We start from the raw sequence: 23,231 nt of genomic DNA on the forward strand, positions 1-23,231 counted from the left end.
ATCGATCTTGACGGAGGAGACCGTGTTCGTTTGGGAGCAGGGCGTGTTCATGCCCGCCGAGGTGGACGCGATGGCCGGTTCCGAGGCGCTGGACGGAGTTCTGCTGCACTTCGCCGCCGAGATGCCCGACCGCCTCGCCACCGCGATCGGCCACCAGCTGGACAGCGGCGACGTGCTGGGCGCGGCCCTGGCGCTGGCGTCCTTCGCCGCCCGCCGCGACCTGCTCGTCTCCAACGGCGACCGGCGAACCCTGCGCGAGGCCATCGAGTCCCACCGCGGCGACACGACCTCCGTCGACCAGCTCGACCGCCGGGCCGGTGCCCGCCAGACGCCGCCGGTCGCCGACACGCGGGTCATGCCCGCGGTTCCCCCGCAGGTCCCGCCCCGCTCGGGCACTCGCCAGCCGGTCCGGCGGGAGCACGCGGGCGGGCGGCCGACCGTCCCGGTGCCGGTCCGCCGCCCGGAGCGGCGGGTCGACCCGACCGCGCAGACCGTCCTGATGCCCGCCATCCGCGGGTGACCAGTGCGATTTCAATGAGGTTTTTCCAACCTCGTTCTGCGTGGCGGTGCCGGTGGCGGAACCTCAGCGCCCGCCTGGACTGCGGGTGCCCAACTTTATGTATGCCAATACACGGCAGTTGGGCCGTCCTCGCCAGGCGAACGCTGAGAACCCGCGGCGGTGCCGGTTGCGGGGGTGGGCTATGCGCCTGGCGGCGCATGCGACCCTCGCCGACCGGTGCCGGTCGCCCTTCGCGGCTGCGGTCCACGGACAGGATGAAAAAGGCTCAATGGAAATCGCAGGTCTGATTTCCATTGAAATCGCACCCCACCGGAACCCCCGGTCCTTCCCGCGGACCGGGTTCGCACCGCGCCGCGCACCCAGATCCCGCGCCCCGGGTGCGCGGCGCGGTCGCGCGAATGGTCGTGAGTAGCCCCAACGCGCTCACGACCCTTTCTTACAGTTTCTTACAACCTTTCCGACCATCCCTTACAGCTGCTCGACAACTCTTCGCGGGCAGCGCTCCCGCCGGTAGCGTTCTCGGTGTCCGAAAGCGGCCGGGAAAGCACCGGCCCCGAACAATTTCCGCCGAATCGCGACGAACAGCCGATGCTGCCTGTGCCGCGGCGCGAACCGGCGAAGTGTGGGAGTGAATCGCCTTGCTGATGCGCGTGCTGTCGGAAGTCACGGTGTTCGCCGACCAACCGGAGCTGCAGGAGAAGGTCACCCGGATGCTGGGCGAGGCCCCGCAGCGGTCGCTCACCGACGTCGCCGTGCTCGCCTTCGGCGGAGCCACCCCGATCGAGTCCCTGCAGCACTGCGTGTCCCGGCTCAGCCGCTCCTACCGGGTGCTGGTGGTCCTGCCGGAGCAGGCGTTCGACCAGGTCCCGGGGCTGCTGCGGGCCGGTGCGCTGGGCTTCCTCGGCACCGGCTGCGACCAGCAGGAGTTCCACGACGCGCTGGCCGTGGTGGCGCGCGGCGCGGTGTACGTGACGTCGGGTTCCCGCCAGGCGCTGACCGGCGTGAGCCCCGAGGCCGAGGCCGTGCAGCAGGTGCTCACCCGGCGCGAGCAGGAGGTGCTGCGCTGGATCGCCGACGGCTACACGCACTCCCAGGCGGCCCGCCGGATGGGGCTGTCCGCGGCGACGGTGGACACCTACGTCAAGCGCATCCGCGCCAAGCTGGAGGTCCGCAACAAGGCCGAGCTGACCCGCAAGGCCATCGAGCTGGGCGTGGTCCGACGGGAACCCCTTCTAACCGCGGCCTGACGACGGCGCTCAGGCCAGCGGGAGGGTGGCGGTGAAGCGGCAACCGCCCTCGATGTTGTCCACCGCCACCTCGCCGCGGTGCGCCTCGACGATGCCGCGCACGATGGCCAGCCCCAGCCCGCCGCCGACGTCCTTGCCCGCCGGGCGCGCGGGAGTTCCGCGCCAACCGGGTTCGAAGACCTTCCCCAGGTCCTCCTCCGGAATCCCGCCGCAAGCGTCCGAAATGGACAGCACGGCCACCCCGCCGGCGGAGTGCGCGGACACCGTCACCGCGCCGCCGGGGTGGGTGTGCCGGACGGCGTTGCCGAGCAGGTTGCCCAGCACCCGGCTGATCTGCCGGACGTCCACCCGGACCTCGATGGACTCGATGCCGCCGGGCACCAGCCGCACCCCGCGGTTGCGCGCCTGCGGCTCGATGGCGGTCACCGCGTCGTTGATCAGGTCCGGCAGCCCCACCGGCGTCAGCGACAGCGTGAGCGAGTTGGACTGGATGCGGGACAGGTCGAACAGGTCCCCGACCAGCTGGTCCAGCCGCTGCGTCTCCTGCAGGATCAGCCCCAGGTAGCGGTCCTGGTCGCGGGCCATGCCGTCCTGCAGCGCCTCGGTCATGGCCCGCAGCCCGGCCAGCGGGGTGCGCAGGTCGTGCGAGACCCAGGCGATGAGCTGCCGCCGCGAGGCCTCCAGGACCCGCTCCTGCTCGCGGGACGCGGTCAGCGCCGCGCTGGTCGCGGCGAGTTCCTGGGTCAGCACGGCGAGCTCCGCGGATCCGGACTGGGCGGGCGCGGCGAACCGCCCGTCCTCGCCCATGGTGCGGGTGGCGCGCGCGAGGTTCCGGCTGCCGTGCAGGATCCGCGCGCCGAGCAGCAGGCACAGCGCGAGGGAGACGGCGGTCGTCGGGATGCAGGCCAGCAGCACGGCGGTCATCGCCTGCTCGGTGAACACCCCGAGGAAACCCAGCGCGGCGAAGGTGAACGCGATCTCGATGACGGTGACCACCGAGAGCACCATCATCATCACGACCAGTGAGCTCCGGCGCATCATCCACAGGACGACGGCGCCGAGCACCCCCACGGCCACCGAGCACCAGAGCGAGACGAGAGCGACGAAGATGAGGTCTCGCATGGCCTTCGTTTCTGTTCGCGGCAACGGATCGTTCACGTTCGATGAAGGTGCCCCCGCGCAGGTTTCCCCCAGAACGGCGCAAAGTATAAGGTACGGACCGGAAAGCGGTGCGCCGTTCGGGGATCAGCACCGTTCCCGGACTTCTGGAGTTAGTGATACGAGTGACGTCGGGAACTGACCGGAATGACGGGCCGGACGGCGAATCGCTGGATTCGCTGCCCCCGGGACTGCGGATCTACGCGCCGCCGGAAGGCACCCCGGTGGAACCGGCGAAACCCGCCGAGCCCTCCTACGAGCAGGTCCCGCTGGCGTCGCTGTCCGGCACCGCCCCGGCGCCGCAGCCGTCCGCCGACCCCAGCCCGGCCAAGGGCGTCGGCCTGCCGTCGAAGTTCTCGCTGCTCGCCCTGGCGGCGGCGGCCGTGGTCCTGGTGTCGGTGCCGTTCGTGATCGCGCTGCTGATGACCGGCAACCGCGAGGCCGACCACGTCGCGATCGGCATGAACTCCTCGACGCCGCAGGAGACCGACGGCGTCGAAGCGCCGGAACCGGCGCTCCCCGCGCAGGAACCGCAGGAGGTCCTGCCGCCGTCCCCGGCGCAGAATCCGGGCACGACCGAGCCGGAGACCCCGGTGCGCAACCCCGCCCCGCCGCCCGCCGAGCCGCCGTCGGGCGAGGTGTCGCTGATCGCCGGACCCGGGTGCGCGAACAACGCGAAGCAGCAGTACCAGGCGGTCGGCTACTACGAGGACGGCTCCGAGGGCTGGTACTCCCGCAGCGGCGGCAGCACCGACGCCGGTTGCCGGGGAACCTTCGACGCCATGCCGATGTCGGGCAAGGCCAACACCTCGAACTCCGGCCTGTTCGCCAAGTGGACCTTCGACGTCTCCCCGGGCCTGACGGCGGCGTCCTGCCGGATGTCGGTCTACGTCCCGAACGACGGCGACCGCCGCAACGTCGGGGCCACCGCCGCGCACTACTCGATCTTCAACGGCTTCGACCAGGGCGCGGCGAACGTGATCGGCGTCGAGGACGTCGACCAGCCCGCCAACCGCGGCAAGTGGGTCGACCTCGGCACCCACCGCGTCGACCAGGGCAAGATCTCCGTCAAGCTGCACAACCGCGGCGAGGACTGGGAGGGCGGCGCGGACGGCGACGGCGCCCACGTCGCGGCCAGCCAGATCCGCGTCACCTGCACCGCGGCCTGACCGAGCAGAAGGGCGCCTCCCCGTCGCGGAGAGGCGCCCTTCGCGGTTCGCGATCAGAAGACGGTGACGCCCTGCGCCGACGGCTGGAACGATCCGATCTGGATCGACTTCACCGGGAACTCGGCGTACTCCCCGGCGCTCTGGTCGAAGGAGATGCGGGCGTTGGTCGTGGTGTCGGTGCCCGGCATCGAGGCCTTGAACCCGGTGGCGACCCGCGCGTCGGGGTCGTCCTTGCCGCCCAGCTCGAGCTTCACCCCGGCGAAGGCGGTCTTCCCCGGCTCGATGCGGGTCGAGGTCGGCGCGCCGGGGATCTCGACCTGCTGCGTCGGCACCTCGATCTCGGAGTTCGACATGTCCAGCGGCACCAGCCCGGCCCAGCCGTCGACCGTGCAGGCCTGCTGCGAGCGGTTCACCGCGGTCAGCAGCAGGACGCCGGGCCGGTCCGGCTGCACGGTGAGCGTCACGTCGACGTCCTCGGCGGTGCAGCTGGCCTCCTGCGCCTGACCGGTGCCCCCCACCTGGCCGCTGGCCTGCTGGACCTGCCCGCCGACCTGGCTGGACAGGGCGTTGGTGCCCGGAGCGGGCGCGCTGGTCGCGCCCTGAGCGCACCCGGTCAGCAGGGCGGCCCCGCCGACGAGAGCAGCGACGGCGCCCAGCGCACGAGTCCGGTTGAGCATGGTGGATTCCCCTCCGTTGTTCCTGCCGGGTGCGTCCCAACACCCTTTGCCCGGAAGACGCGCGCTACCACTCGAGGTTGCGCGAACCCCGGAAGTCGTCCGCGACCAGCGAGAACGAGAACCGCCCCCGATCGGCCAACGGCCAACCTGATGTGCCACGAACAGGTGAATCGCCAACGGGGCGCCCGGGTTGTGACCTTCATCGGAGGAGAAACCGCCCACCAGTACCGCACAAGATCGTCCGGACCTTGTAACCTGGGGCACGCGGGGCGTTAGCTCAACTGGCAGAGCAGCGGACTTTTAATCCGCGGGTTCAGGGTTCGATCCCCTGGCGCCCCACGAGACGGCGAAGGCTGCTCGCCGATTGGGCAGCTTCGCCGTTGTCCGCCTCTTCCGCTGCGGGGGCCGGGCCCCCGCAGACCCCCACGGTGCGTCGGCTCCGCGCTTCGGGGAGCGTGCCCGGCCTGGTCGTGGACCAGCGCTTCCTCGGGTTCGTGCGGAGCGCGGGTCGGATGGCGAAAGTCCCAGGTCATGAGGCTGGGAGGCCTGGGAGAGTTGAGATGCCGATGATCGTGTGGTGGCGCAAGCCACCCAGCGCCGAGGGGCGGCCCGATGGTCGGGCTCTCGTTGCGGCGCGTGTGTGCGTGGTCGCTCCGTGGGTGTACCTCGCCGTCTTCCTGCCCGTTGCCGTGCTGGCGCCGGTCACCGCCCGGGTGGGCGTGTGGGGGCTGCGGGTGCTGGTGGTCCTGGCCGTGGCCGGGTTGATCGCCGTGTTCGTCCGGCATCCCCACGACGATCAGGACGGGGACCTCACCTTCACCATGGGGTTCGGGTCGGTGCTGATGGCGCTGCCCGCCTTGATGGGGCTGTTCTGGCCGCTGGCCCTGCTCCCGCTGGTCGTCCCGGTCCTCATGATCGGTGCAGCCGTCCACAGGCGTCTGCGCCGATAAGTCCTGGTGCACCGTGTCCTGAAGTCCTCTGTGGTCGGTCCGATCCGTGGCTCTCACCTGTTGAAGGCCCGCAGGAGGCAGGATCCGATGCCGTCCAGGACGACGGCGATCACGATGATTTCCACTGTCTTCCCGGGGAAAACGGGTCCGGGGTGCGTTCGGAGGTGCTCGTCACCAGTCCCGGAAAGGGAATGGTGGCGTGCGATTGCGGTCATCGGCCAACCAAGTCCGATGTGGACGAACCGACTGCGCGTGGCCGACGGCGCTGCTGAGGGCTGATCTGCTCACAGCAGCGTGAGCGGCCAAGCGTGTCGGGGTGGGGGCATGGTCGGGGCATGACGAACGACGACAGGCGGCCGCTGTTCGACCACCGGCTCCGGGAGCGGTTCTTCAGCCAGCGGGTCCTGGTGCTCGACGGGGCGCTCGACGACGACAACGGGACGGTGCTGACCACCCAGCTGCTGTCCCTCGCCAGCGAGGATCCGCGGAAGGACATCGCGCTGTGGATCCACTCGCCGGGCGGTTCGGTTCCCTCGATGCTGGCCATCCGCGACGTGATGCGGCTCGTGCCGTGCGACGTGGCCACGCTCGCGCTGGGGCTGGCGTGCAGCGCCGGGCAGTTCCTGCTGTCCGCGGGCACGCCGGGCAAGCGCTTCGCGCTGCCGCACGCCCGGATCCTCATGCACCAGGGGTCGTCCGGGATCAGCGGGTCGGCGGTCGAGGTGGAGGTGCAGGCCGACGACCTGCGGCACACCCGGGACACCGTGCTCGGGCTCATCGCGGAGGACACCGGCCAGCCGGTCGAGCGGATCTTCGCCGACTCGCTGCACGACCGCTGGTTCACCACCGCGCAGGCGAAGGAGTACGGCTTCATCGACCACGTCGTCGACAGCCTCGACCAGGTCGTGCCCGTCCGCACGCACCAGCTCGGAATCGGTTCGACGGCAGGAGGCGGCGAATGAGCACCTACACCATCCCCAACGTCATCACGCGCACCGCGGCGGGCGAGCGGATCATGGACGTCTACTCGCACCTGCTGTCGGAGCGGATCGTCTACCTCGGCACCGCGATCGACTCGGGCGTGGCGAACGCGCTGATCGCCCAGCTGCTGCACCTGGAGGCGGACAACCCGGACCGCGAGATCAACTTCTACATCAACTCCGAGGGCGGCGACCCGTCCGCGATGCTCGCGCTGTACGACACGATGCGCTACATCAAGGCGCCGGTGGCGACGACGTGCGTGGGGCAGGCCGTCGCGGCGGGCGCGGTGCTGCTGGCCGCGGGCGAGGCCGGGCGCCGGTCGGTGCTGCCGCACACCCGGGTGGTGCTGCACCAGCCCGCGGCGCAGGGGCGCGGCGCGATCCCGGACCTCATCATCCAGGCCGACGAGGTGGTGCGGGTGCGCACCCAGCTGGAGGAGATCCTCTCCGCGCACACCGGCCGCGACGTCGCGGACCTGCGGCACGACACCGACCGGGACCGCGTGTTCGACGCGGCGGGCGCCGTCGAGTACGGGCTCGCCGACCGGGTTCTGGACCGCCGGGCCTGAGCTCAGGCGGCCATGAGCACGGGTCCTGCGGGACGGCGCCCGGCAGCGGGACCCGTGCCGCGGACCCGGCGGACGTCGCTGGCGATGCCGATGAGCAGGTCGTCGAGGCCGACGCCCAGCGCGCCCGCGACCGCGGCGATCATCTCGCTCGACGGCTCCTTGCGCCCGCGCTCCATCTCGGAGAGGTACTGCGGCGAGATACCGGCCCGCTCGGCGACGTCGACGAGACGCCCGCCCTGCTCCTCCCTGATCGCCCGCAGGTTCCGCCCCAGCGCCTCGCGCCACAGCGGTTCCGGCTCTCGATCAGGCGCAGGGGCGCGCCGCTGGTGGAAGGGAAGGATGTCCGCCATTCCGCCATCCTGACACCGATCCGGCCCCCGGACGCAGCGGTTCCGCTACCAGCGGAAACCGCGCACCGCGCCGGGCGGCTACTTGCTGATCTTGCGAGCCGCGAACACGACGATCAGCACCAGGGCGGCCAAGACGCCGAAGACGACGAGCAGTTCGGTCAGGCTGGGCATCGCGGACACGGAGAACATGCCGCCAGCATCCCACGCGGCCTCCGTCCGTCCCCAGCCTTTCGCCGAAGCACCACAGTGGACGGTTGTGGACTTCGCTGGCTTCTGCGCCGCGATGAAGCCCAGTTGTCGGCCGCGGTCAGCGGGGTTCGGGGAGGTCGAGTTGGTTTCGCAGGTCTGCCAGGGCCTGGGTTTTCTCCTCGTCACGCCAGTCTTCGACGTACCGGTGGAGGACGAGGATCAGCCTGCGGGCGCGGTCGTGGCGTTCGGCGCTCCAGGTCTTCAGCCGGTCCAGGCCGCGTGCACCGGTTCGAAGTCCGCGCCCGCGGGGAACAGGTGCAAGCCGATGTCGGCGAGGGCGGGGCGGCTCAAATACTCGAAGTGCCAGGCGGTTTCGAAGGAGAGCATCACCCCGGCCAGCGGGCCCAGCCAGGGGTCTTCGCCTGCGGCGACCTGCTCCAGCCACTTCTCGCAAGCCTCGCCGAGGCCGTTCTCGGCGAGTCCAACACGGCCAGCGCCATGGCCGCGTGCCCGGCCGCGGTGGTGCGGCCCGATTCGGCGATCGCGCCGAGCGAGGTTCGGGCTTGCGCGACATCGCCCGCGCGGTAGGCGGTCAGCGCGAGTTCGACCTCGTCCGGGATCGGGCTCAGCGGGTCGGGAGGGAGCGGCCGCGGGAACCCGTTGGCGTCCAGCAGGGCGTTTCGGTCTGCAATCGGGTTCATCGCGGCGCATCTTGGCAGAACAGGCCGACAGCGCGGAGGGCCAGGAGGAGCGGGAGGGAGCCGACGTCGCGGATCACCGGGGGAAGGCTCGGGGCTTCGAGGATCGGGGTTCCCGCGCGGAGTTCCGCGCTCAGGGCGGGGAGGTCGACCTCCAGGGCGGTGACGTCGGAGCTGTACAGGCGTTCCGCGCCGCGCGGGGCCGTGTCGCGGACTTCGGTGCTCGACACCGACAGGTGGGTCACCGCGAAGAACTCCGGTTTCGCCCCTCGTTCCATCCAGCGGGCGAAGCCCGTCAGCTCGGTGCTCGCGATGGTCTCCGGGGACAGGCCCGTCTCCTCGCAGAGTTCGCGCTCCATGCCGGTTCGCAGGACCTCGGCCAGGGTGGGGCGCTCGGTGCCTTCGGCGTCGACGAGGTCGCGGGGTTCCAGGGAGCCGCTGCCGGACGGGGCCAGCAGCAGGGGGCTGGCCGTGTTGCGGTCGGATTGGCCGACCAGCAGCAGCTTTCCGTCGGTCGTGAACGCCAGCGTGGAGATGCCCACGACGTCGGACAGGATGCTGGCCGTCAGCGGGCGGATGCGGCCGGAGGCGTCGGTGAGCAGGCGGCGGCGCGGGTCGAGGTCCTCGCCGGTCTCCCGGTTGGTGATGCGCATCGCGCACAGCTCGTTGGAGCACTGGAAGTCGAAGAACCGGGCGCGGTGCAGCACGACCTCGGCCTCGCCGGAACCCGGCAGCGGGTCGGTGCGCAGGCCCACGACCGGGCCGTTGAACAGCAGGCGCCCGCGGGCCCGGATGGGCAGCACGTGCGGGGCCGTGGCGCGCAGGATCGGCGGGAGCCGGTAGGGCTCGTCGGCCAGCCGCACGGTGAAGGTCCGGTCCCGCAGGGTGCGGTCGATCTCGTCGCTGAGCAGCGCGGTTCCGCGGTTGGGCAGGTAGCTGTACGCGGCGTCCGGGTACGCGGCCGGTGGTGGGAGCTGCTCGTGCGGGAACGGGGCCGCGATCAGCGAGAACTCGTGGGAGGACCAGCGCTGCCGCAGGTTGCGGAAGTCGCGGACGAAGGTCGCGGTGCCCAGCAGCAGGGCGATCACCGAGATCGCGACGCCGACCGCGCTGGGCAGGATGGTGATCGCGCCGAGCAGCACGCCGAGGGCGGACACCAGCACGGGCCATTCGCGGACCGCGAGGAACCAGGTGTAGTCGGCCTTGGACCGCGCGCGGCGCAGCAACTTGCGCAACCGAGACCCCCGATGATCGAGTTCCGGAACTCGATCACAGTAGGGCAGCCGGGCTCGCCGCGGGGAGGGTCTCGCGGGAGTACGGCGAACTCCCGCGAGACCGGCTCAGGCCTTGACGTCCGACGGGTGGGTGGCCAGCGGCGTGACGTGGATGTCCATGTACGGGAACAGCGGCAGGCCGGAGAGGAGGGCGTGCAGCTCGTCGTTGGAGTCGACGTCGAAGATCGAGATGTTCGCGTACTCGCCGACGATGCGCCAGATGTGCGGCCACTTCCCGGCGCGCTGCAGCTCCTGCGAGTAGGCCTTCTCCCTGGCCAGGATCTCGGTCCGGGCCTCGGGGTCGAGGTCGGGCGGCAGGTGGACGTCCATCCGCACCTGGAACAGCACTGTCAGTCCTCCTGCGGGTCGAGCTCGAAACCGTATTCGATCCTAGCGGTGCCGTCGTCCTGGACGACCGGCGCGAGGATCAGCTCCGGCTTCACCGCGCTGGCGATGTCGTCGTCGTTGTGCGGGTCGCCCGGGAAGTACAGCTGCGCGACGAGCTCCTGGTGGCCGGGCGCGGTGACCTTGACGTGCAGGTGCGCCGGGCGCCACGCGTGCCAGCCCGCGGCGGCGATGAGCTTGCCGCAGGCCCCGTCGGTGGGGATCTGGTACGGCGCGGGCTGGATGGTGCGGATCCGGAACTTGCCGTCCGGGCCGGTGGTGAAGGTGCCGCGCAGGTTCCACTCCGGGATGCCCGGGGCGAACTGGCTGTAGTAGCCGTCGGCGTCGGCCTGCCACAGCTCCACGGTCCCGGCCAGCGGGGTGCCGTCGATCGAGGTGATCGCGCCCTCCCACAGCAGCGGGGTGCCCGGCTCGCCGTCGCGCATCGGCAGCGAGGCGTCCGCGCCGCGCTCGGGCGCGTTCGGGACGTAGTACGGGCCCTCGATCGAGCCCTTGCTGCCCCGGCGGCCGGCGGTGGCGACGTCCTCGACCACGTGCTCCACCCACACGTCCAGGAACAGCGGCCACTCGCCGTCCTGGCCGACCTGGATCAGCCACGCCTTCAGCGCGTTGTACTCGTCGTAGGTGACCCGGTGCTCGCGGATCGTCCGGTGGATCGCGTCGAGGACCTCGCGGGCGAGCAGGTCGACCCGCTCCTTCGGGGTGTCCTTGACCGCCTCGTAGGGCGACTTGTCGTGGTGGAAGCGCTCGGTCGCAGCAGCTCCCGACGCGGCTGCGGTGGCGGTCTCCTCAGCGGTGCTCATCTGGTTCCTCCAATCCCGTCGTGGGCGGCGGTGGCGCTCACGAGGTGCGGTAGTGGGCGAGCTTGTCCGGGTCGATCTCGACCCCGATCCCGGCGCCGGGCCGGACCCGCAGCTCGCCGTCCCGGATCTGCAGGGGTTCGGTGAGCAGGTCGTCGGTCATGTCCAGGAAGTTGGAGAGCTCCGCCGCGCGGTGCGCGGTGCGCTGGTGGGCCGCGCCGAAGGCGATCGTGCAGGCGGTGCCCAGCTGGCCGTCGATCTGGTTGCCCATGACGACCTCCAGGCCGAGCCCCTCGGCGAGGTGGTGCGCGCGCTGCGAGCCGGTGAACCCGGTGCGGGCCGTCTTGATGCTGATCGCGGTGGCCGAGCCGCCGAGGACCTCGCGGGTGATGTCGGCCGGGGTCACCGCGGACTCGTCGGCGATGAACGGCACGTCCAGCTGCCCGACCAGCCAGCGCCTGCCCAGCACGTCGTCGGCCGGGCAGAGCTCCTCGGCGAAGAGCAGGTCGAGGTCGGCGAGCTGGCGCATCGCCCGCGCGGACTCCGCCGGGGTCCAGCCGCGGTTGCCGTCCACGTAGAGCTCCACGGCGTCGCCGAACGCCTCGCGCAGGGCGCGGACCACGGCGACGTCCAGGTCCACCGGGCGGCGGCCGACCTTCACCTTGAAGGTGCGGATGCCGTGGGTCGCCATCATCCGCTCCGCCTCGGCCACCATCGCGGCCGGTTCGTCGAAGCCGAGCATGTGGCTGACCCTCAGCCGGTCGGTGTAGCCGCCGAGCAGGTCGGTGACGCCGAGCCCGACGGTCTTGCCGAAGGCGTCCCACATGGCCATGTCGATGGCGGCCTTGGCGGTGGGGTTGCCGACGGTGCGGTCCAGGCGGGCCCGGGCTACTTCGCGCTCAGTGAGGCGGAGCCCGGTGATCTGCGGGGCGAACAGCGATTCGACGACGGCGACGATCCCGGCCTGCGTCTCGCCGTAGGTGAACGGGCGGGGCGGTGCCTCGGCCACGCCGACGACGCCGTCCTCGGTGCGCACGCGGATCAGCACGTGCTCCGCGGTGGCCACCTCGCCGGAGGCGAACTTCAGCGGCTTGGCGTACGGGATGGCGAACGGGATCGCCTCCACCTCGGTGATCTTCACGCGAATCCTCCCGCCGTGGCTGGATGGTTGCCGAGCGTATGGAGCCGGTCCGGCGGCGGGGAATTGGTAGTGACCCTGCGGGCGTAGGGGATTCCTTTAGGAGGACGGCTCGTTCTGCCTGGTCAGGGGCTTGTTGTGACCGTTGGGGCGTGGGGTTTCGCAGTGGCGGTGGAGTGGTGCACCATGCACTTCGGTCGAAGTCCGCTCGGGCAACGGGAAAACCCGCGACAGTCCACTGTGCACTCCGAAATCCGGTGGTGGACCTGAGCGAGGTCGGCGCATATGCTGCTCGGCATCCCCGACCTCGGCCGCGCTCCGACCGAATCCGACACCACTTGAGGGGAACACCGCCGATGTCGTTGGAGAAGACCGTCGCCGAGCTGGCCCGCCGGGTCGAGGTGCTGGAGGCCGAAGCCGAGATCCGCCGGGTCCAGGCGCGCTACATGTTCCTGTGCGACACGCCCTGCCCGGAGTTCGGCGTCCGCGACGACGCCCACCGCATCGACCTGATCATGGAGCTCTACACCGAGGACGCCGTCTGGGAGGGCGTCGGCGAGTACTACGACAACCAGTTCGGCCGGGCCGAGGGCGCCGCCGCGATCCGCGCGCACTTCGAGGCGTTCTGGGGCCAGAAGCAGGACCCGGCGCTGCTGCTGAACGCGCACTACCTCACCTCGGAGCAGATCCACGTCGACGGCACCGAGGCGACCGGCCAGTGGATCCACGTGCAGCCCTGGCTGTTCTCCGACGGCAAGGCGCTGCTGCGCTCCAGCCGGTTGAACAACGCCTTCCGGAAGACCGGCGATACCTGGAAGATCACACGCACGCGCACCGAGAACGTGTTCATCGCACCGCTCGCCGCGGACTGGGTCAGCGACCACCCGACCGCGTCGGTGCTGATGAAGCCGTAGTCGGGCGGGTGGTGGCGATGCGGAGGAGGCAGGTCCGGTGACTTCGGCGGATTCGGAACCGGTGGTGCACATCGTCGACGACGACGCGGCGCTGCGGCAGTCGCTGGTGTTCCTGCTGGAGAGCATCGGGGTGCAGGCCCTGACTTACCCGGACGCCACCACCTTCCTCGCGGAGTTCGACCCCGCCGAGGTCGCGGTGGTCATCGTCGACGTGCGGATGCCCGGCATCAGCGGCTTCCAGCTGCAGGAACGCCTGCTGGAGATGGACTACCCGGCGCCCCTGGTGTTCTGCTCCGCCCACGGCGACATCCCGATGTCGGTCCGCGCCGTCACCCGCGGCGCGGTCGACTTCCTGGAGAAGCCCTACCAGCCGCAGCGCATGGTGGAGCTGGTCCAGGCCCAGCTCGACGTGGCCCGCCAGCGCTTCGCCGAGCACGCCGACCGCAGGGCGGTCGCGACCCGCCTGGAGGCGTTGACGCCGCGCGAGCGGGAGGTGTTGCGCCTGGTGATCGAGGGCCTCCCGAGCCAGGTGATCGCGGGGAAGCTGGGGACGAGCGTGAAGACCGTGGACGTCCACCGCGCCCGCATCAAGGCGAAGGCCGGAGCGGACAGCCTCGCGGCCCTGGTCCGGGACATCCTCCTGTACCGCGTGGAGGTCTGACCCGACCCCCGCTCCGGACCTCGGACGACGCGATTTCAGTGAGGTTTTCCAGCCTCGTTCTGGGTGGCGGTGCGGGTGGCGGAACCTCAGCGCCCGCCTGGACTCCGGGTGCCCTGACTTATGTATGACCCGATACACGGCGTCAGGGCCGTCCTCGTCAGGCGAACGCTGAGAACCCGCGGCGGTGCGAGCTGCGAGGGTGGGCTATGCGCCTGCGGCGCATGCGACACCTGCCGACCGGTGCCGTTCGCCCTTCGCAGCTGCGGTCCACGGGCAAGATGAACAAGTTCAATGGAAATCGGACCTCCGATTTCCATTGAAATCGCGGAGAGTCCTCCGCAACCCCGGACGACCTGTCCACACCCCCCGGCGCGTCGGACGCCCGACACACCGCGGGTCCGCAGTTTCAATTGAAACTGCGGATCGACGTGGGTGCGGACCGCAGTTTCAGTTGAAACTGTTGTTGGTTGTGTGGGTGGGTTGCGGTTTCAGTTGAAACTGCGGGGGTGGAGGGTTGACTCGACCCAGCAGCCGTGCTGCAGGAGGGTGGATTCCTGCTGGTGGGGGCCTATGAGCTGGAGGCCTAGGGGGAGGCCGGACTCGGTGCGCAGTCCTGGGACGCCGACGGCTGGGAGGCCGAGGGCTTGCCAGGGGCGGCTCAGGACCGGGTCTCCGGTGGCCGTCAGGCCGGTGGGGGCCGGGCCGAGGGCTGCCGGGGCCAGGACCGCGTCGTAGTCGGAGAACAGGTCCGCCAGGCGGGCTGCGGCCTTGGACGCGGTGGTGCGGGCGGTTTCGTAGTCGTGCTGCGGGGTGTTGGCACCCGTCTTCAGCAGGGTTGCCAGCTGGTCGCTCAGCTGCGGGGCGAGCGCCAGTTCCGCTGCTCGTTCGCGGGCCGCTTCGTAGGCCATGATCACCGGGTGGGCTGCGGTGGCCCGGGCGATCAGCTGGTCGTCGGGGAAGTCGTCGATCGTCGCCCCGGCCGCGCGCAGCGCGTCGCAAGCGCTGGTCAGGGCGGTCTGCATCGGTGGTTCCAGGTTCTCGGGCGTCCAGCGCAGGAGGCGTGGTGGGCGAGCCGCCGCGAGGGCCGGGTCCGGTTCGCCGGTCAAGGCCGACCAGGCCAGGGCCAGGTCGGTCACGCCCGCGGTGAAGAAGCCGTGGCTGTCCAGGGTGGGGCTCAGGCCGGTGACCCCGTCGGCCGGGAAGCGGCCGGGGGTGAGGACCAGGGAGGCGACACCGCAGAACGCCGCCGGGCGGGTGACCGATCCCGCGGTCTGGGAGCCCAGGGCCAGCGGGGCGTGGCCCGCGGCGACCGCTGCCGCCGAGCCGCTGGAGGAGCCGCCGGGCGTGCGGTCGAGCGCCGCCGGGTTGCGGGTCGGGCCGGGGGAGAAGTAGGCGAACTCGGTGGTCACCGACTTGCCGACCGGGATCGCCCCGGCCCGCCGCCAGGCCGTCACGATCGCCGCGTCCGCCTCCGCGGGCGTTGCGCCCGCGCGCAGCTGCGAGCCGCACCTGGTGGGCAGACCTGCGACGTCGATGATGTCCTTGACCGCGAGCGGGGCTCCGGCGAGCGGTCCGGTGGCGGTGGGGGCCGCTGGCGGGTCGAGCTCCACCCACGCCTCAAGCTCGCGGTCGGTCTCGGCGATGCGCGCGCGGGAGCGGCGGTGCGCCTCGGCGGGCGTGGTCGCGGAGTCGACGAGTTCGCGCAGCGACCAGGGCTGCCAGTGCCAGTGGTTCACGGCTGCTCCCACGCTGCGTCGGCGACCCAGTAGTCCATGCCGCTGGCGCTGACGCCGTGCCGCCACTCCGAGGTCCGCCGCAGCAGCGGCTCCACCTCGGCGGTGACCGCGTCGGCCGCGTCCGGCCCGTCCTCCGGGACCTCCCAGTGGACCCAGTTCAGCTCGCGGCCGCGGGCGTCGTGCACGAACAGGTCGACGTGCCGCCAGCCGTAGCCGTGGGTGTCGTTGTAGCAGGTCAGCGTCATCCGCGTGGGTTCGGCGTCCATCGGCTCTCCTCTCCGCAGGGCTCAGGCGCTCAGGGGTGCGGTCAGGCTGTGGAACCGGCGCTGGAAGTAGACCAGGGCGCCGCTGTCCTCGCGGGTCATGACCTTGTCGACCTCGACGAACATCACCGAGTGCGAGCCCTGCGCCCGCTCGGCGGTGATCCGGCCGATCAGCGAGGCGGGCGCGTCGCGCAGGACCGGGACGCCCTCGGAGTCCAGGTCCCAGCAGTCCGCGGTGAACCGCTGCGCGGTCGGCACCTTCGTGGCACCGGCGAAGTGCAACGCCAGGTCCTCCTGGTCGGCGCCGAGCACGTTGACGCAGATCCGGCCGTTGGCGACCAGGACGTCGTGGGACCGGCTGGACCGGTTGACGCACACCAGCACGGTCGGCGGCGAGTCGGTCACCGAGCAGGCCGCGCTGACGGTCATCCCGGCGAGCCCGTGGTCCCCGTCGGTGGTGACGACGTTGACGGCGGCCGAGAGGTTCGCCATCGCGGCGCGGAAGTCGCGTTGGGCCGGGGTCAGCTCGGGCACGATTCCTCCTGGGGCTCCGACGGTTACCGGCACCGTTCCGACGGTACGCACGAGCCCTCCCGGCGGGAATCGAGACTTCCCCGCGCCCGCCTGAGGATTTCCCCTACGTCCGGCCCCGGACGACCTCCGCCCGGCGCCGGGTGACGGTCCCGGTGGACGCGATTTCAATGGAGATCAGAGGTCCGATTTCCATTGAACTTGTTCATCCCTGTCCGTGGACCGCAGCTGCGAAGGGCGACCGGCACCGGTCGGCAGGTGCCGCATGCGCCGCATGCGCATAGCCCACCCTCGCAACTCGCACCGCCACCGGCACCGCCACGCAGAACGAGGCTGGAAGAACCTCATTCGGCGAGGGGGAGGGTGAAGCCGAATCGGGAGCCGCCCTCGTCGCGGCACTCGGCCCAGATCGCGCCGTGCTGGCGGGTGATGATCCGGTAGCTCAGGGCCAGGCCGATGCCGCTGCCGTGCTCCTTGTCCGTGAACGTCCGCTCGAACGGGTCGTGGCGGATCCCCCGGCCCTGGTCGTCGACGGTGAGCACCCCGGCGTCGTCGTCGATCCGGGTGGTGATGGTCAGCTGCCGCCGCTGCGGGTCGCAGGCCGCCATCTCGTCGATGGCGTTGAAGCACAGGTTGAGCACCACCTGCCCGGTCAGCACCCGCTCGCAGCGGACCGGCACCGGCCGCGGGCTGCGCTCCACCCGCACGTCGACGCCCGCCGGACCGGCGCGCAGCCCGACGAAGTACAGGCACTCCTCCAGGATGTCGTTGAGGTCGGCGACCTGCTGCACGTGCTCGAGGTGGCCGACGAAGGCGCGCACCGAGCTGACGATGGTGGCGGCCCGGTCGATCTGCCGCACCGCGTTGTCGATGCCGTAGCCGACGCGCGAGTCGGTCTGCACACCGGCGCGGGCCCCGGCCAGGAAGTTCGCCGCCGCGGCCAGCGGTTGGCCGAGCTCGTGCGCGATGGCCATCGCCATGTCGCCCATCGCGGTGTAGCGGGCGAGGTAGTTCTCCTTGTGCATCTCGCGTTCCCGGCGCACCTGGCCGTGCACCCGCTCGGAGACGTCGTGCAGGATCATCAGCAGCGCGTCGCCGCCGGTCTCCTGCAGCCGTTCGAGGCTGCCCTCCAGCCACACCGGGTCCTGCCCCGGCCGGTCCACCTCCAGCTGCACCGGGGTGACCGGGTCCGCCCGGGCCAGCACTTCGTCCCATGTGGACACCCGGCCGCGCAGCCGCAGCCGGGCGTGCTCGGTCAACGGCCCCAGCGGCTCGCCCGCGGTGGCGCCGATGAGCGGCAGCGCGGTGTTGGTGGCGAACCGGATCGTGCCCGCCGCGTCCAGCATCAGCGCGACGGTCGAGGTGTGGTGCGCGAGCGCGTCCACCCACGAGGTGGTCAGCCGCAGCTGGCGCTCGATCTCCTGCTCGCGCTCGATGTCGCGGAACTGAACCAGCACCGCGGGCCCGCGCTCCAGCTCGACCCGCACGGCCACCGCGTCGGTCGGGATCACCCGGCCCGACTTCGCGCGGTAGTGCCACTCGATCCGGCTGGCGCCCTTGTCCACGGCCTCCTGCAGCCAGGCCCGACCGATCACCCGGTCGTACTGCTGCGCGGAGCTGCTCATGTCGTTGGCCTTGAGCGGGCGCAGCTCGGCGACGCTCCACTCCAGCATCTCGCACGCGGCGGGGTTGGCCCAGAGGATGTCCTTGGACGCGCCGTCGTGCAGGAGCAAGCACATCCGGGTGGCGCGCGCCATCGCCACGAAGTCCTGCGCCGTCAGCTCCGGCGCCCGCGGGTCGACCTGCATCGGCCCAGCGTAAGGCGGGTTCACGGGGGTACGCACTGAAGGAATCCCCTACGGCGGCAGAGGCAATACCAATTCCCGCGGGGCGGGTGCGTTCGTAACGTCGGATGCCGTCCGGCTACGACGAGGGAGCTTCAGATGCGCGACGGCGTCACCTTCGAGGCGGTGCTGGCGGAGCTCGCCGAGCGGCGGGTCGAGTTCCGCGAGCAGCGCTACGTGCCGAAGGACTTCATCGCCCGGCTCAAGCAGCTCGGGATCTACCGCGCCGCCACCCCGGCGAGGTTCGGCGGCGAACCGCTCCCCCCGGCGGACTTCCTGGCGCGGATCGAGCGGATCTCGGTGGTGGACGGCTCCACCGGCTGGGTCGCCAGCTTCGGGTCCGCGCTGGTGTACCTCGCGGCGCTGCCGCTGGACACGCAGGCCGAGCTCTACCGGGACGGCCCGGACGTGGCGTTCGCGGGCGGCCTGTTCCCGGTCCAGCCCGCCGAGCCGACCGGGACGGGCTTCCGGGTCGACGGGCGCTGGAAGTTCGCCAGCGGCTGCATGGGCGCCGACGTCCTCGGCGTGGGCATCCCGGGCGACGAGTCCACCGGCGGCAAGCCGCGGACCGCGGTGCTGCGGCCCGAGCAGGTCGAGATCGTCCAGGACTGGGACGTCGTGGGCATGCGCGGCACCGGCTCGTTCGACCTGGTGGTGCGCGACGTCGAGGTCCCGCGCGAGTGGACCTTCATCCGCGGCGGAGCGCCCACTGTGGACGAACCGCTCTACCGCTACCCGACGATCGCCTACGCCTCCCAGGTGCTGGCCGTCGTGGGCGCCGGTGTCGCCCGCGCCGCGCTCGACTACGCCGAGGAGGTCGGCGCCGGGTACGCCGGGGTCACGGGTGCGCCGAAGCTGGCCGACCGCGCCTACTACCGCACCGAGATCGCGGTGGCGGAGGCCGCGCTGCGCTCGGCGCGGGCCTGGTTCTACGAGCTCAGCGACGAGGTCTGGCAGACCGTCCTCGCCGGTGACGAGGCCACCGACGAGCAGAACGCGGGGCTGCGCCTGGCCTCCGCGCACCTGGCCAAGACCTCCTCGGACGTCGTGGCCCGCCTGCTGGAGATCTCCGGCACCGCCCCGATCCACAGCACGCACCCGCTGCAGCTGCTGCACGGCGACGCGCTCGTGCCCAAGCAGCACGCCTTCCTCGGCCCGTCGATGTACGACGCGGCCGGTGCGGTCCTGATGGGATTGCCGCCCACCACCCCGGGTTTCCGCTGAGGAGCGTTCCGCACACTTCGGAACTCCCGCCGAAGAGCAAGGCCGACACCACGACGAAGGAGGTCCGCATGGCGCAGCCGCTCCGCGTGCTGTTCTGCATCGGCATCAACCAGAACTTCTTCGACCTGCCCACCGACGGCATCGAGATCGGCGACGTCTGGCAGGCGTTCGTCTCGATGATGGACCAGCTCAAGGCGCTGCCCGGGGTGGACTTCATCGGCGACATGGACGACGACTCGCACCTGGTCGGGCCGTCCGACGGCTGGCCGTGGACCTGCTACATCCTCGCCGACGTCGACACGCAGGAGACGGTCAAGGCCGCCTGCAACCTCTTCCGCACCACGCCGGTCGCCGACGGCCGCGCCAAGCTGTGGCGCTTCGCCAAGGTCGAGGCCCGGATCGGCCGCGCGCTGACCGTCCGCGAAGACGTCGAGCTTCCCGACTGACCAGGGAGAACCCGATGACCGACAACACCATCGCCGAGCTGGCCGCCGGGGACCGGGTGGCCGGCCGCCTCTACACCGACCCGGACATCTTCGACCAGGAGCTGACCCGGATCTTCGAGCGCACCTGGGTGTGGGTCGCGCACGAGAGCGAGCTGCCCGGGCCGGGCACCTTCAAGTCGACGCACGTCGGCAAGCAGCCGGTGATCGTCACCCGCGACCGCAAGGGCGAGCTGCGCACCCTGCTCAACCGCTGCCGCCACCGCGGCGCCAGCATCTGCGAGAAGCCCAGCGGCAAGGCCAACGGCTTCACCTGCCCGTACCACGCCTGGTCCTACGGCCTGAACGGGCAGCTGCGCGGCATCCCGTACCCGGACGGCTACGAGGGCGTCCTCGACAAGTCCGAGCTGTCGCTGAAGAAGCTCCGCACCGAGTCCTACGGCGGGCTGGTGTTCGCCACGTTCAACGAGGACGCCGAGCCGCTGGAGGAGTTCCTCGGCGACGCCAAGCTGTGGATCGACCGGTTCATGAAGCAGGGCGGCGGCTACCCGATCAAGGTGCTGGGCAAGCACCAGTTCAAGTTCCGCGGCAACTGGAAGATCCAGCTGGAGAACACCACCGACGGCTACCACTTCCCGATCGTGCACCGGTCGTGGATGGCCTCGGTGGACGCCGAGACCGCGGACATGATGTCGTTCATGACCGACCCGGCCGCGATCACCCACGACCTCGGCAACGGGCACAGCGTGATGCAGATGGTGCCGGAGCACTCCGACCTCGACGCCGACGACGGCACCGAGCCGCTCCAGGGCCGCTTCGACGACCTCGTGGCCGAGCTGTCGAAGACGCTGGACGACGCGCAGGTGCGCAAGCTGGTCCGCGCCATGCACGGCACCGGGTTCAACCTCAACCTGTTCCCGAACGTCTCGATGTCCTCGGCGTTCTTCCGGGTGCTGCGCCCCGTCGCGGTCGACGAGACCTGGATCGAGCACGTCGCGATCGGTCCGGACGGCCCGCCCGAGGTCGACGCGGTCAACCGGGAGCGGCTGCGCATCCACGAGCACTTCCAGGGCCCGTTCGGGTTCGGCACGCCGGACGACGCCGAGGGCTGGGACCGGGTCCAGCGCGGTGCGCAGGGCGCGCCGGAGATGCCGATCCTGGTCAACCGCGGCATCGGCCGCGAGACGACGAGCCCGGAGGGCTGGCCGACGGCCCACGTCACCGACGAGACCGGGATGCGCGCGGCCTACCGCAAGTGGAAGGAGATGATGGGCGATGACTGAGGCGACCGCGGTGCTGTCCACCACCGATCCCCGCGTCGTCCGGGCGATCGAGCTGGTGTGGCGGGAGGCCGAGCTGCTCGACCGCAAGGACTACACCGCCTGGAACGACCTGTTCGCGGCGGACGGCTACTACGTCATCCCGATCGACCCGCACACCGAGGACTTCGCGAACTCGCTGAACATGGTCTACGACGACGCCCGCATGCGGCAGATGCGCGTGACCCGGATGATCGAGGGCTACGCGATCGCGGCGGTCGACGCGGCCCGCACCGTGCGCACGGTGTCCCGCTTCGTGCCCGAGTCGGTCTCCGACGACGAGGTGGTGCTGCGCTCGGCGCAGATCCTCATCGCCTACAAGCGGGGTCGCCACGACATCTGGGCGGGCGACCTGGTGCACCGGATCCGGCTGTCGGACACCGGTGACCGGATCGTGCAGAAGGTCGTGCGGCTCGTGGACAGCGAGGACGCCGTGCCAGCAGCGGGATTCCTGCTGTGAGCGCCGAGCAGGTCGCGGTGGTGACCGGCGGGGCCAGCGGGCTGGGCGAGCACATCGTCCGCCGCCTGCACGCCGACGGCTACCGCGTCGCCGTGGCGGACGTGGCCGACGCCTCGGCGCTGACCGCAGAGCTGGGCAGCGCGCGGGCCTACCGCGTCGACGTGCGGGAACGCGCTGCGCTGGAGCAGCTGCTCGCCGACGTGGTGGCCGACTTCGGCGGGGTGCACGTCCTGGTCAACAACGCCGCCCGCACGCAGGCGAAGCCGCTGCTGGAGATCACGCCGGAGGAGCTCGACGCCGTGATGGCGGTGAACTTCACCGGCACCTTCACCGCCTGCCAGGTCTTCGGCAGGCACTTCGCCGACCAGGGCTACGGCCGGATCGTCAACATGGCCTCGCTGGCCGGGCAGAACGGCGGCACCGCGACCGGCGGCCACTACGCCTCGTCCAAGGGCGCGATCATGTCCGCGACCAAGGTCTTCGCCCGGGAGCTCGCGCCCCGCGGCGTGACGGTCAACGCGGTGTCCCCCGGCCCGCAGGACAGCCCGATGGTGCGGTCGATCATCGGCGAGGACGCCCTCGACGCCTACGCGGCGAGCATCCCGGTCGGACGGCTCGGAGACCCGGCGTTCATCGCCCGCATGGTGGCGCTGCTGGCCTCGCCCGAGGCCGCCTCGGTCACCGGGGCCTGCTGGGACGCCAACGGCGGCCTCTACCTGCGTTGATGGGAGGTGCGATGAAGGTCGAGGTCGTCGAGGTGGTGGAGGCGGCCGCGGGGGTCCGCGCGCTGCGGCTGGTCCGCGCGGACGGCGCTCCGTTCGACGCCCACCGGGCGGGCGCGCACGTGGACGTCACCGGCCCGACCGGGCTGCTGCGGCAGTACTCGCTGTGCGGGCCGCCCGCGGACCGGCAGTCCCTGCTCATCGCGGTGAAGCGGGAGCCGGGGTCGCGGGGCGGTTCGGCGGCGTTGCACGAGGTGTCCGTCGGCGAGCACCTGGAGGTCGGGCCGCCGCGCAACCTGCTGGCCCTGGCCGACGACGCGGACCGCCACGTCCTCGTCGCGGGCGGGATCGGCGTGACGCCGCTGCTGAGCATGGCCCACGAGCTGCGGCGCACCGGAGCCGCGTTCGAGCTGCACTACTTCGCCCGCACCCGGGACGAGGCGGCCTTCGCTGACCTGCTGGAAAGCGAGTTCCGCGCCCACCTGCACATCGGCGTCCCCCGCGACGAGCAACCGGCCCTGCTCGCCGAGGTCGCCGCCGAGCTGACCCCGGCCGCGCACGTCTACACCTGCGGCCCAGAGGGGTTCATGGACCAGGTGACCGGCGTGTTCGCCCCGGTCGTCGGGGCGGACCACGTGCACGTCGAGCACTTCACCGCGGCCGAGGTCGACACCAGCGGCGACGCGCCGTTCACCGTGGAGCTCGACACCGGGGAGGTCTTCGAGGTCCCGGCGGACCGCTCGATCCTGTCGGTCCTGGAGGAGGGCGGCATCGACGTGGCGAAGTCCTGCGAGGAAGGCATCTGCGGCTCCTGCGTGTCCGGCGTCCTCGACGGCGTCCCCGACCACCGCGACAACTGCCTGTCCAAGGCGGAGAAGGAGTCCGGCGACCAGATGGCCCTCTGCGTCTCCCGGGCCCGGACCGAGAAGCTGGTCATCGAGCTGTACTGACCGTCAGACGACGGTGCCCGCATGGTGAAGCAGCACCATG

At 71.2% G+C, this 23,231-nt stretch carries 27 protein-coding genes and 1 tRNA gene; 15 read left to right on the top strand and 13 right to left on the bottom strand.

The window, feature by feature from the left end; genetic code table 11:
* Positions 1 to 22: 22 nt before the first annotated feature.
* The gene (locus F1721_RS26265; RefSeq protein WP_150069460.1) at positions 23 to 520 is read left to right on the top strand and encodes a hypothetical protein; all 498 of its coding nucleotides are present in this window, start codon (positions 23 to 25) and stop codon (positions 518 to 520) included.
* A gap of 650 nt (positions 521 to 1,170) precedes the next feature.
* Complete coding sequence (locus F1721_RS26270; protein WP_211840635.1) at positions 1,171 to 1,767, top strand: helix-turn-helix transcriptional regulator; 597 nt, start codon at positions 1,171 to 1,173, stop codon at positions 1,765 to 1,767.
* 9 nt (positions 1,768 to 1,776) lie between these two features.
* Here F1721_RS26270 and F1721_RS26275 read toward each other — a convergent pair whose 3' ends face one another.
* A complete protein-coding gene (locus tag F1721_RS26275) occupies positions 1,777 to 2,889 on the bottom strand; it encodes a sensor histidine kinase (protein WP_150069461.1) in 1,113 nt (370 codons plus the stop codon).
* A 161-nt stretch (positions 2,890 to 3,050) separates the two neighbouring features.
* On the opposite strand from F1721_RS26275, the gene F1721_RS26280 reads away from it, so the two are divergent.
* A complete protein-coding gene (locus F1721_RS26280; RefSeq protein WP_150069462.1) occupies positions 3,051 to 4,094 on the top strand; it encodes a carbohydrate-binding protein in 1,044 nt (347 codons plus the stop codon).
* A gap of 53 nt (positions 4,095 to 4,147) precedes the next feature.
* Here the strand turns inward: F1721_RS26280 and F1721_RS26285 are convergent, their stop codons facing one another.
* Complete coding sequence (locus F1721_RS26285; RefSeq protein ID WP_150069463.1) at positions 4,148 to 4,771, bottom strand: DUF4232 domain-containing protein; 624 nt, start codon at positions 4,769 to 4,771, stop codon at positions 4,148 to 4,150.
* A gap of 266 nt (positions 4,772 to 5,037) precedes the next feature.
* Here F1721_RS26285 and F1721_RS26290 point away from each other — a divergent pair.
* From F1721_RS26290 to F1721_RS26305, 4 genes are all read left to right on the top strand, one after another.
* Positions 5,038 to 5,110 (top strand) — tRNA-Lys (locus F1721_RS26290).
* A 305-nt stretch (positions 5,111 to 5,415) separates the two neighbouring features.
* On the top strand, positions 5,416 to 5,721 hold the full coding sequence (locus F1721_RS26295; protein WP_150069464.1) for a hypothetical protein: 306 nt from the start codon (positions 5,416 to 5,418) through the stop codon (positions 5,719 to 5,721).
* Between the two features lie 335 nt (positions 5,722 to 6,056).
* On the top strand, positions 6,057 to 6,683 hold the full coding sequence (locus F1721_RS26300) for a ClpP family protease (protein ID WP_150069465.1): 627 nt from the start codon (positions 6,057 to 6,059) through the stop codon (positions 6,681 to 6,683).
* Positions 6,680 to 7,270 carry a ClpP family protease gene (locus F1721_RS26305; RefSeq protein WP_150069466.1) on the top strand — a complete coding sequence of 197 codons (591 nt, stop codon included), beginning with the start codon at positions 6,680 to 6,682 and terminating at the stop codon, positions 7,268 to 7,270. Before F1721_RS26300 ends, F1721_RS26305 begins: the two co-directional genes overlap by 4 nt.
* Positions 7,271 to 7,272: 2 nt before the next feature.
* Here F1721_RS26305 and F1721_RS26310 read toward each other — a convergent pair whose 3' ends face one another.
* The 7 genes from F1721_RS26310 to F1721_RS26335 all read right to left on the bottom strand — a co-directional run bounded on the left by F1721_RS26310 (position 7,273) and on the right by F1721_RS26335 (position 12,127).
* Positions 7,273 to 7,620 (bottom strand): helix-turn-helix domain-containing protein, encoded by a 348-nt coding sequence (locus F1721_RS26310; protein ID WP_150069467.1) that lies wholly within the window; start codon positions 7,618 to 7,620, stop codon positions 7,273 to 7,275.
* Positions 7,621 to 8,070: 450 nt separating this feature from the next.
* The gene (locus F1721_RS35420; protein ID WP_281288822.1) at positions 8,071 to 8,196 is read right to left on the bottom strand and encodes a hypothetical protein; all 126 of its coding nucleotides are present in this window, start codon (positions 8,194 to 8,196) and stop codon (positions 8,071 to 8,073) included.
* The gene (locus tag F1721_RS26315) at positions 8,196 to 8,510 is read right to left on the bottom strand and encodes a hypothetical protein (RefSeq protein ID WP_150069468.1); all 315 of its coding nucleotides are present in this window, start codon (positions 8,508 to 8,510) and stop codon (positions 8,196 to 8,198) included. The genes F1721_RS35420 and F1721_RS26315 overlap by 1 nt, the downstream gene beginning before the upstream one ends.
* Positions 8,507 to 9,742, bottom strand: a complete 1,236-nt coding sequence (locus F1721_RS26320) for an NUDIX hydrolase (RefSeq protein WP_150069469.1) — start codon at positions 9,740 to 9,742, stop codon at positions 8,507 to 8,509. Before F1721_RS26320 ends, F1721_RS26315 begins: the two co-directional genes overlap by 4 nt.
* Positions 9,743 to 9,847: 105 nt before the next feature.
* Positions 9,848 to 10,129: a muconolactone Delta-isomerase gene (gene catC, locus F1721_RS26325; RefSeq protein ID WP_150069470.1), complete on the bottom strand. Its 282-nt coding sequence runs from the start codon at positions 10,127 to 10,129 to the stop codon at positions 9,848 to 9,850.
* 2 nt (positions 10,130 to 10,131) lie between these two features.
* A complete protein-coding gene (catA, locus tag F1721_RS26330) occupies positions 10,132 to 10,989 on the bottom strand; it encodes a catechol 1,2-dioxygenase (RefSeq protein WP_150069471.1) in 858 nt (285 codons plus the stop codon).
* A gap of 37 nt (positions 10,990 to 11,026) precedes the next feature.
* Positions 11,027 to 12,127: a mandelate racemase/muconate lactonizing enzyme family protein gene (locus F1721_RS26335; RefSeq protein WP_150069472.1), complete on the bottom strand. Its 1,101-nt coding sequence runs from the start codon at positions 12,125 to 12,127 to the stop codon at positions 11,027 to 11,029.
* Positions 12,128 to 12,480: 353 nt separating this feature from the next.
* Here F1721_RS26335 and F1721_RS26340 point away from each other — a divergent pair, with 353 nt between their 5' ends.
* Both F1721_RS26340 and F1721_RS26345 read left to right on the top strand, forming a co-directional pair.
* Positions 12,481 to 13,038, top strand: a complete 558-nt coding sequence (locus F1721_RS26340) for a nuclear transport factor 2 family protein (RefSeq protein WP_150069473.1) — start codon at positions 12,481 to 12,483, stop codon at positions 13,036 to 13,038.
* 37 nt (positions 13,039 to 13,075) lie between these two features.
* On the top strand, positions 13,076 to 13,699 hold the full coding sequence (locus F1721_RS26345; protein ID WP_150069474.1) for a response regulator transcription factor: 624 nt from the start codon (positions 13,076 to 13,078) through the stop codon (positions 13,697 to 13,699).
* Between the two features lie 488 nt (positions 13,700 to 14,187).
* Here F1721_RS26345 and F1721_RS26350 read toward each other — a convergent pair whose 3' ends face one another.
* The 4 genes from F1721_RS26350 to F1721_RS26365 form a co-directional block, all read right to left on the bottom strand.
* Positions 14,188 to 15,435 carry an amidase gene (locus F1721_RS26350; RefSeq protein ID WP_211840636.1) on the bottom strand — a complete coding sequence of 416 codons (1,248 nt, stop codon included), beginning with the start codon at positions 15,433 to 15,435 and terminating at the stop codon, positions 14,188 to 14,190.
* Positions 15,432 to 15,701 (bottom strand): hypothetical protein, encoded by a 270-nt coding sequence (locus F1721_RS26355; protein WP_150069476.1) that lies wholly within the window; start codon positions 15,699 to 15,701, stop codon positions 15,432 to 15,434. The genes F1721_RS26350 and F1721_RS26355 overlap by 4 nt, the downstream gene beginning before the upstream one ends.
* A 21-nt stretch (positions 15,702 to 15,722) precedes the next feature.
* Positions 15,723 to 16,232, bottom strand: a complete 510-nt coding sequence (locus tag F1721_RS26360; protein WP_150069477.1) for a flavin reductase — start codon at positions 16,230 to 16,232, stop codon at positions 15,723 to 15,725.
* A 341-nt stretch (positions 16,233 to 16,573) separates the two neighbouring features.
* On the bottom strand, positions 16,574 to 18,037 hold the full coding sequence (locus F1721_RS26365; RefSeq protein WP_150069478.1) for a PAS domain-containing sensor histidine kinase: 1,464 nt from the start codon (positions 18,035 to 18,037) through the stop codon (positions 16,574 to 16,576).
* Between the two features lie 135 nt (positions 18,038 to 18,172).
* Between F1721_RS26365 and F1721_RS26370 the strand changes: the two genes are divergently transcribed.
* The 6 genes from F1721_RS26370 (at position 18,173) to F1721_RS26395 (ending at position 23,191) form a co-directional block, all read left to right on the top strand.
* A complete protein-coding gene (locus tag F1721_RS26370) occupies positions 18,173 to 19,297 on the top strand; it encodes an acyl-CoA dehydrogenase family protein (RefSeq protein ID WP_150069479.1) in 1,125 nt (374 codons plus the stop codon).
* A 68-nt stretch (positions 19,298 to 19,365) separates the two neighbouring features.
* The gene (locus F1721_RS26375) at positions 19,366 to 19,743 is read left to right on the top strand and encodes a hypothetical protein (RefSeq protein ID WP_150069480.1); all 378 of its coding nucleotides are present in this window, start codon (positions 19,366 to 19,368) and stop codon (positions 19,741 to 19,743) included.
* Positions 19,744 to 19,757: 14 nt separating this feature from the next.
* Positions 19,758 to 21,023: an aromatic ring-hydroxylating oxygenase subunit alpha gene (locus F1721_RS26380; RefSeq protein WP_150069481.1), complete on the top strand. Its 1,266-nt coding sequence runs from the start codon at positions 19,758 to 19,760 to the stop codon at positions 21,021 to 21,023.
* On the top strand, positions 21,016 to 21,519 hold the full coding sequence (locus F1721_RS26385) for an aromatic-ring-hydroxylating dioxygenase subunit beta (protein ID WP_150069482.1): 504 nt from the start codon (positions 21,016 to 21,018) through the stop codon (positions 21,517 to 21,519). Before F1721_RS26380 ends, F1721_RS26385 begins: the two co-directional genes overlap by 8 nt.
* On the top strand, positions 21,516 to 22,244 hold the full coding sequence (locus F1721_RS26390) for an SDR family NAD(P)-dependent oxidoreductase (protein ID WP_150069483.1): 729 nt from the start codon (positions 21,516 to 21,518) through the stop codon (positions 22,242 to 22,244). Before F1721_RS26385 ends, F1721_RS26390 begins: the two co-directional genes overlap by 4 nt.
* An 11-nt stretch (positions 22,245 to 22,255) precedes the next feature.
* Positions 22,256 to 23,191 carry a PDR/VanB family oxidoreductase gene (locus F1721_RS26395; protein WP_342782946.1) on the top strand — a complete coding sequence of 312 codons (936 nt, stop codon included), beginning with the start codon at positions 22,256 to 22,258 and terminating at the stop codon, positions 23,189 to 23,191.
* Positions 23,192 to 23,231 lie beyond the last annotated feature (40 nt).

The sequence above is a fragment of the Saccharopolyspora hirsuta genome, assembly GCF_008630535.1.
Lineage (GTDB): Bacteria > Actinomycetota > Actinomycetes > Mycobacteriales > Pseudonocardiaceae > Saccharopolyspora > Saccharopolyspora hirsuta.

Bases quoted from the DNA above. Each gene is read 5' to 3' on its own strand.
- F1721_RS26300 (WP_150069465.1), top strand. From the start codon at position 6,057: ATGACGAACGACGACAGGCGGCCGCTGTTCGACCACCGGCTCCGGGAG.
- F1721_RS26315 (WP_150069468.1), bottom strand. From the start codon at position 8,510: ATGAACCCGATTGCAGACCGAAACGCCCTGCTGGACGCCAACGGGTTC.
- F1721_RS26340 (WP_150069473.1), top strand. From the start codon at position 12,481: ATGTCGTTGGAGAAGACCGTCGCCGAGCTGGCCCGCCGGGTCGAGGTG.
- F1721_RS26355 (WP_150069476.1), bottom strand. From the start codon at position 15,701: ATGGACGCCGAACCCACGCGGATGACGCTGACCTGCTACAACGACACC.
- F1721_RS26285 (WP_150069463.1), bottom strand. From the start codon at position 4,771: ATGCTCAACCGGACTCGTGCGCTGGGCGCCGTCGCTGCTCTCGTCGGC.
- F1721_RS26365 (WP_150069478.1), bottom strand. From the start codon at position 18,037: ATGCAGGTCGACCCGCGGGCGCCGGAGCTGACGGCGCAGGACTTCGTG.
- F1721_RS26395 (WP_342782946.1), top strand. From the start codon at position 22,256: ATGAAGGTCGAGGTCGTCGAGGTGGTGGAGGCGGCCGCGGGGGTCCGC.
- F1721_RS26380 (WP_150069481.1), top strand. From the start codon at position 19,758: ATGACCGACAACACCATCGCCGAGCTGGCCGCCGGGGACCGGGTGGCC.
- F1721_RS26275 (WP_150069461.1), bottom strand. From the start codon at position 2,889: ATGCGAGACCTCATCTTCGTCGCTCTCGTCTCGCTCTGGTGCTCGGTG.
- F1721_RS26305 (WP_150069466.1), top strand. From the start codon at position 6,680: ATGAGCACCTACACCATCCCCAACGTCATCACGCGCACCGCGGCGGGC.
- F1721_RS26385 (WP_150069482.1), top strand. From the start codon at position 21,016: ATGACTGAGGCGACCGCGGTGCTGTCCACCACCGATCCCCGCGTCGTC.
- F1721_RS35420 (WP_281288822.1), bottom strand. From the start codon at position 8,196: ATGCTCTCCTTCGAAACCGCCTGGCACTTCGAGTATTTGAGCCGCCCC.
- F1721_RS26375 (WP_150069480.1), top strand. From the start codon at position 19,366: ATGGCGCAGCCGCTCCGCGTGCTGTTCTGCATCGGCATCAACCAGAAC.
- catA (WP_150069471.1), bottom strand. From the start codon at position 10,989: ATGAGCACCGCTGAGGAGACCGCCACCGCAGCCGCGTCGGGAGCTGCT.
- F1721_RS26370 (WP_150069479.1), top strand. From the start codon at position 18,173: ATGCGCGACGGCGTCACCTTCGAGGCGGTGCTGGCGGAGCTCGCCGAG.
- F1721_RS26310 (WP_150069467.1), bottom strand. From the start codon at position 7,620: ATGGCGGACATCCTTCCCTTCCACCAGCGGCGCGCCCCTGCGCCTGAT.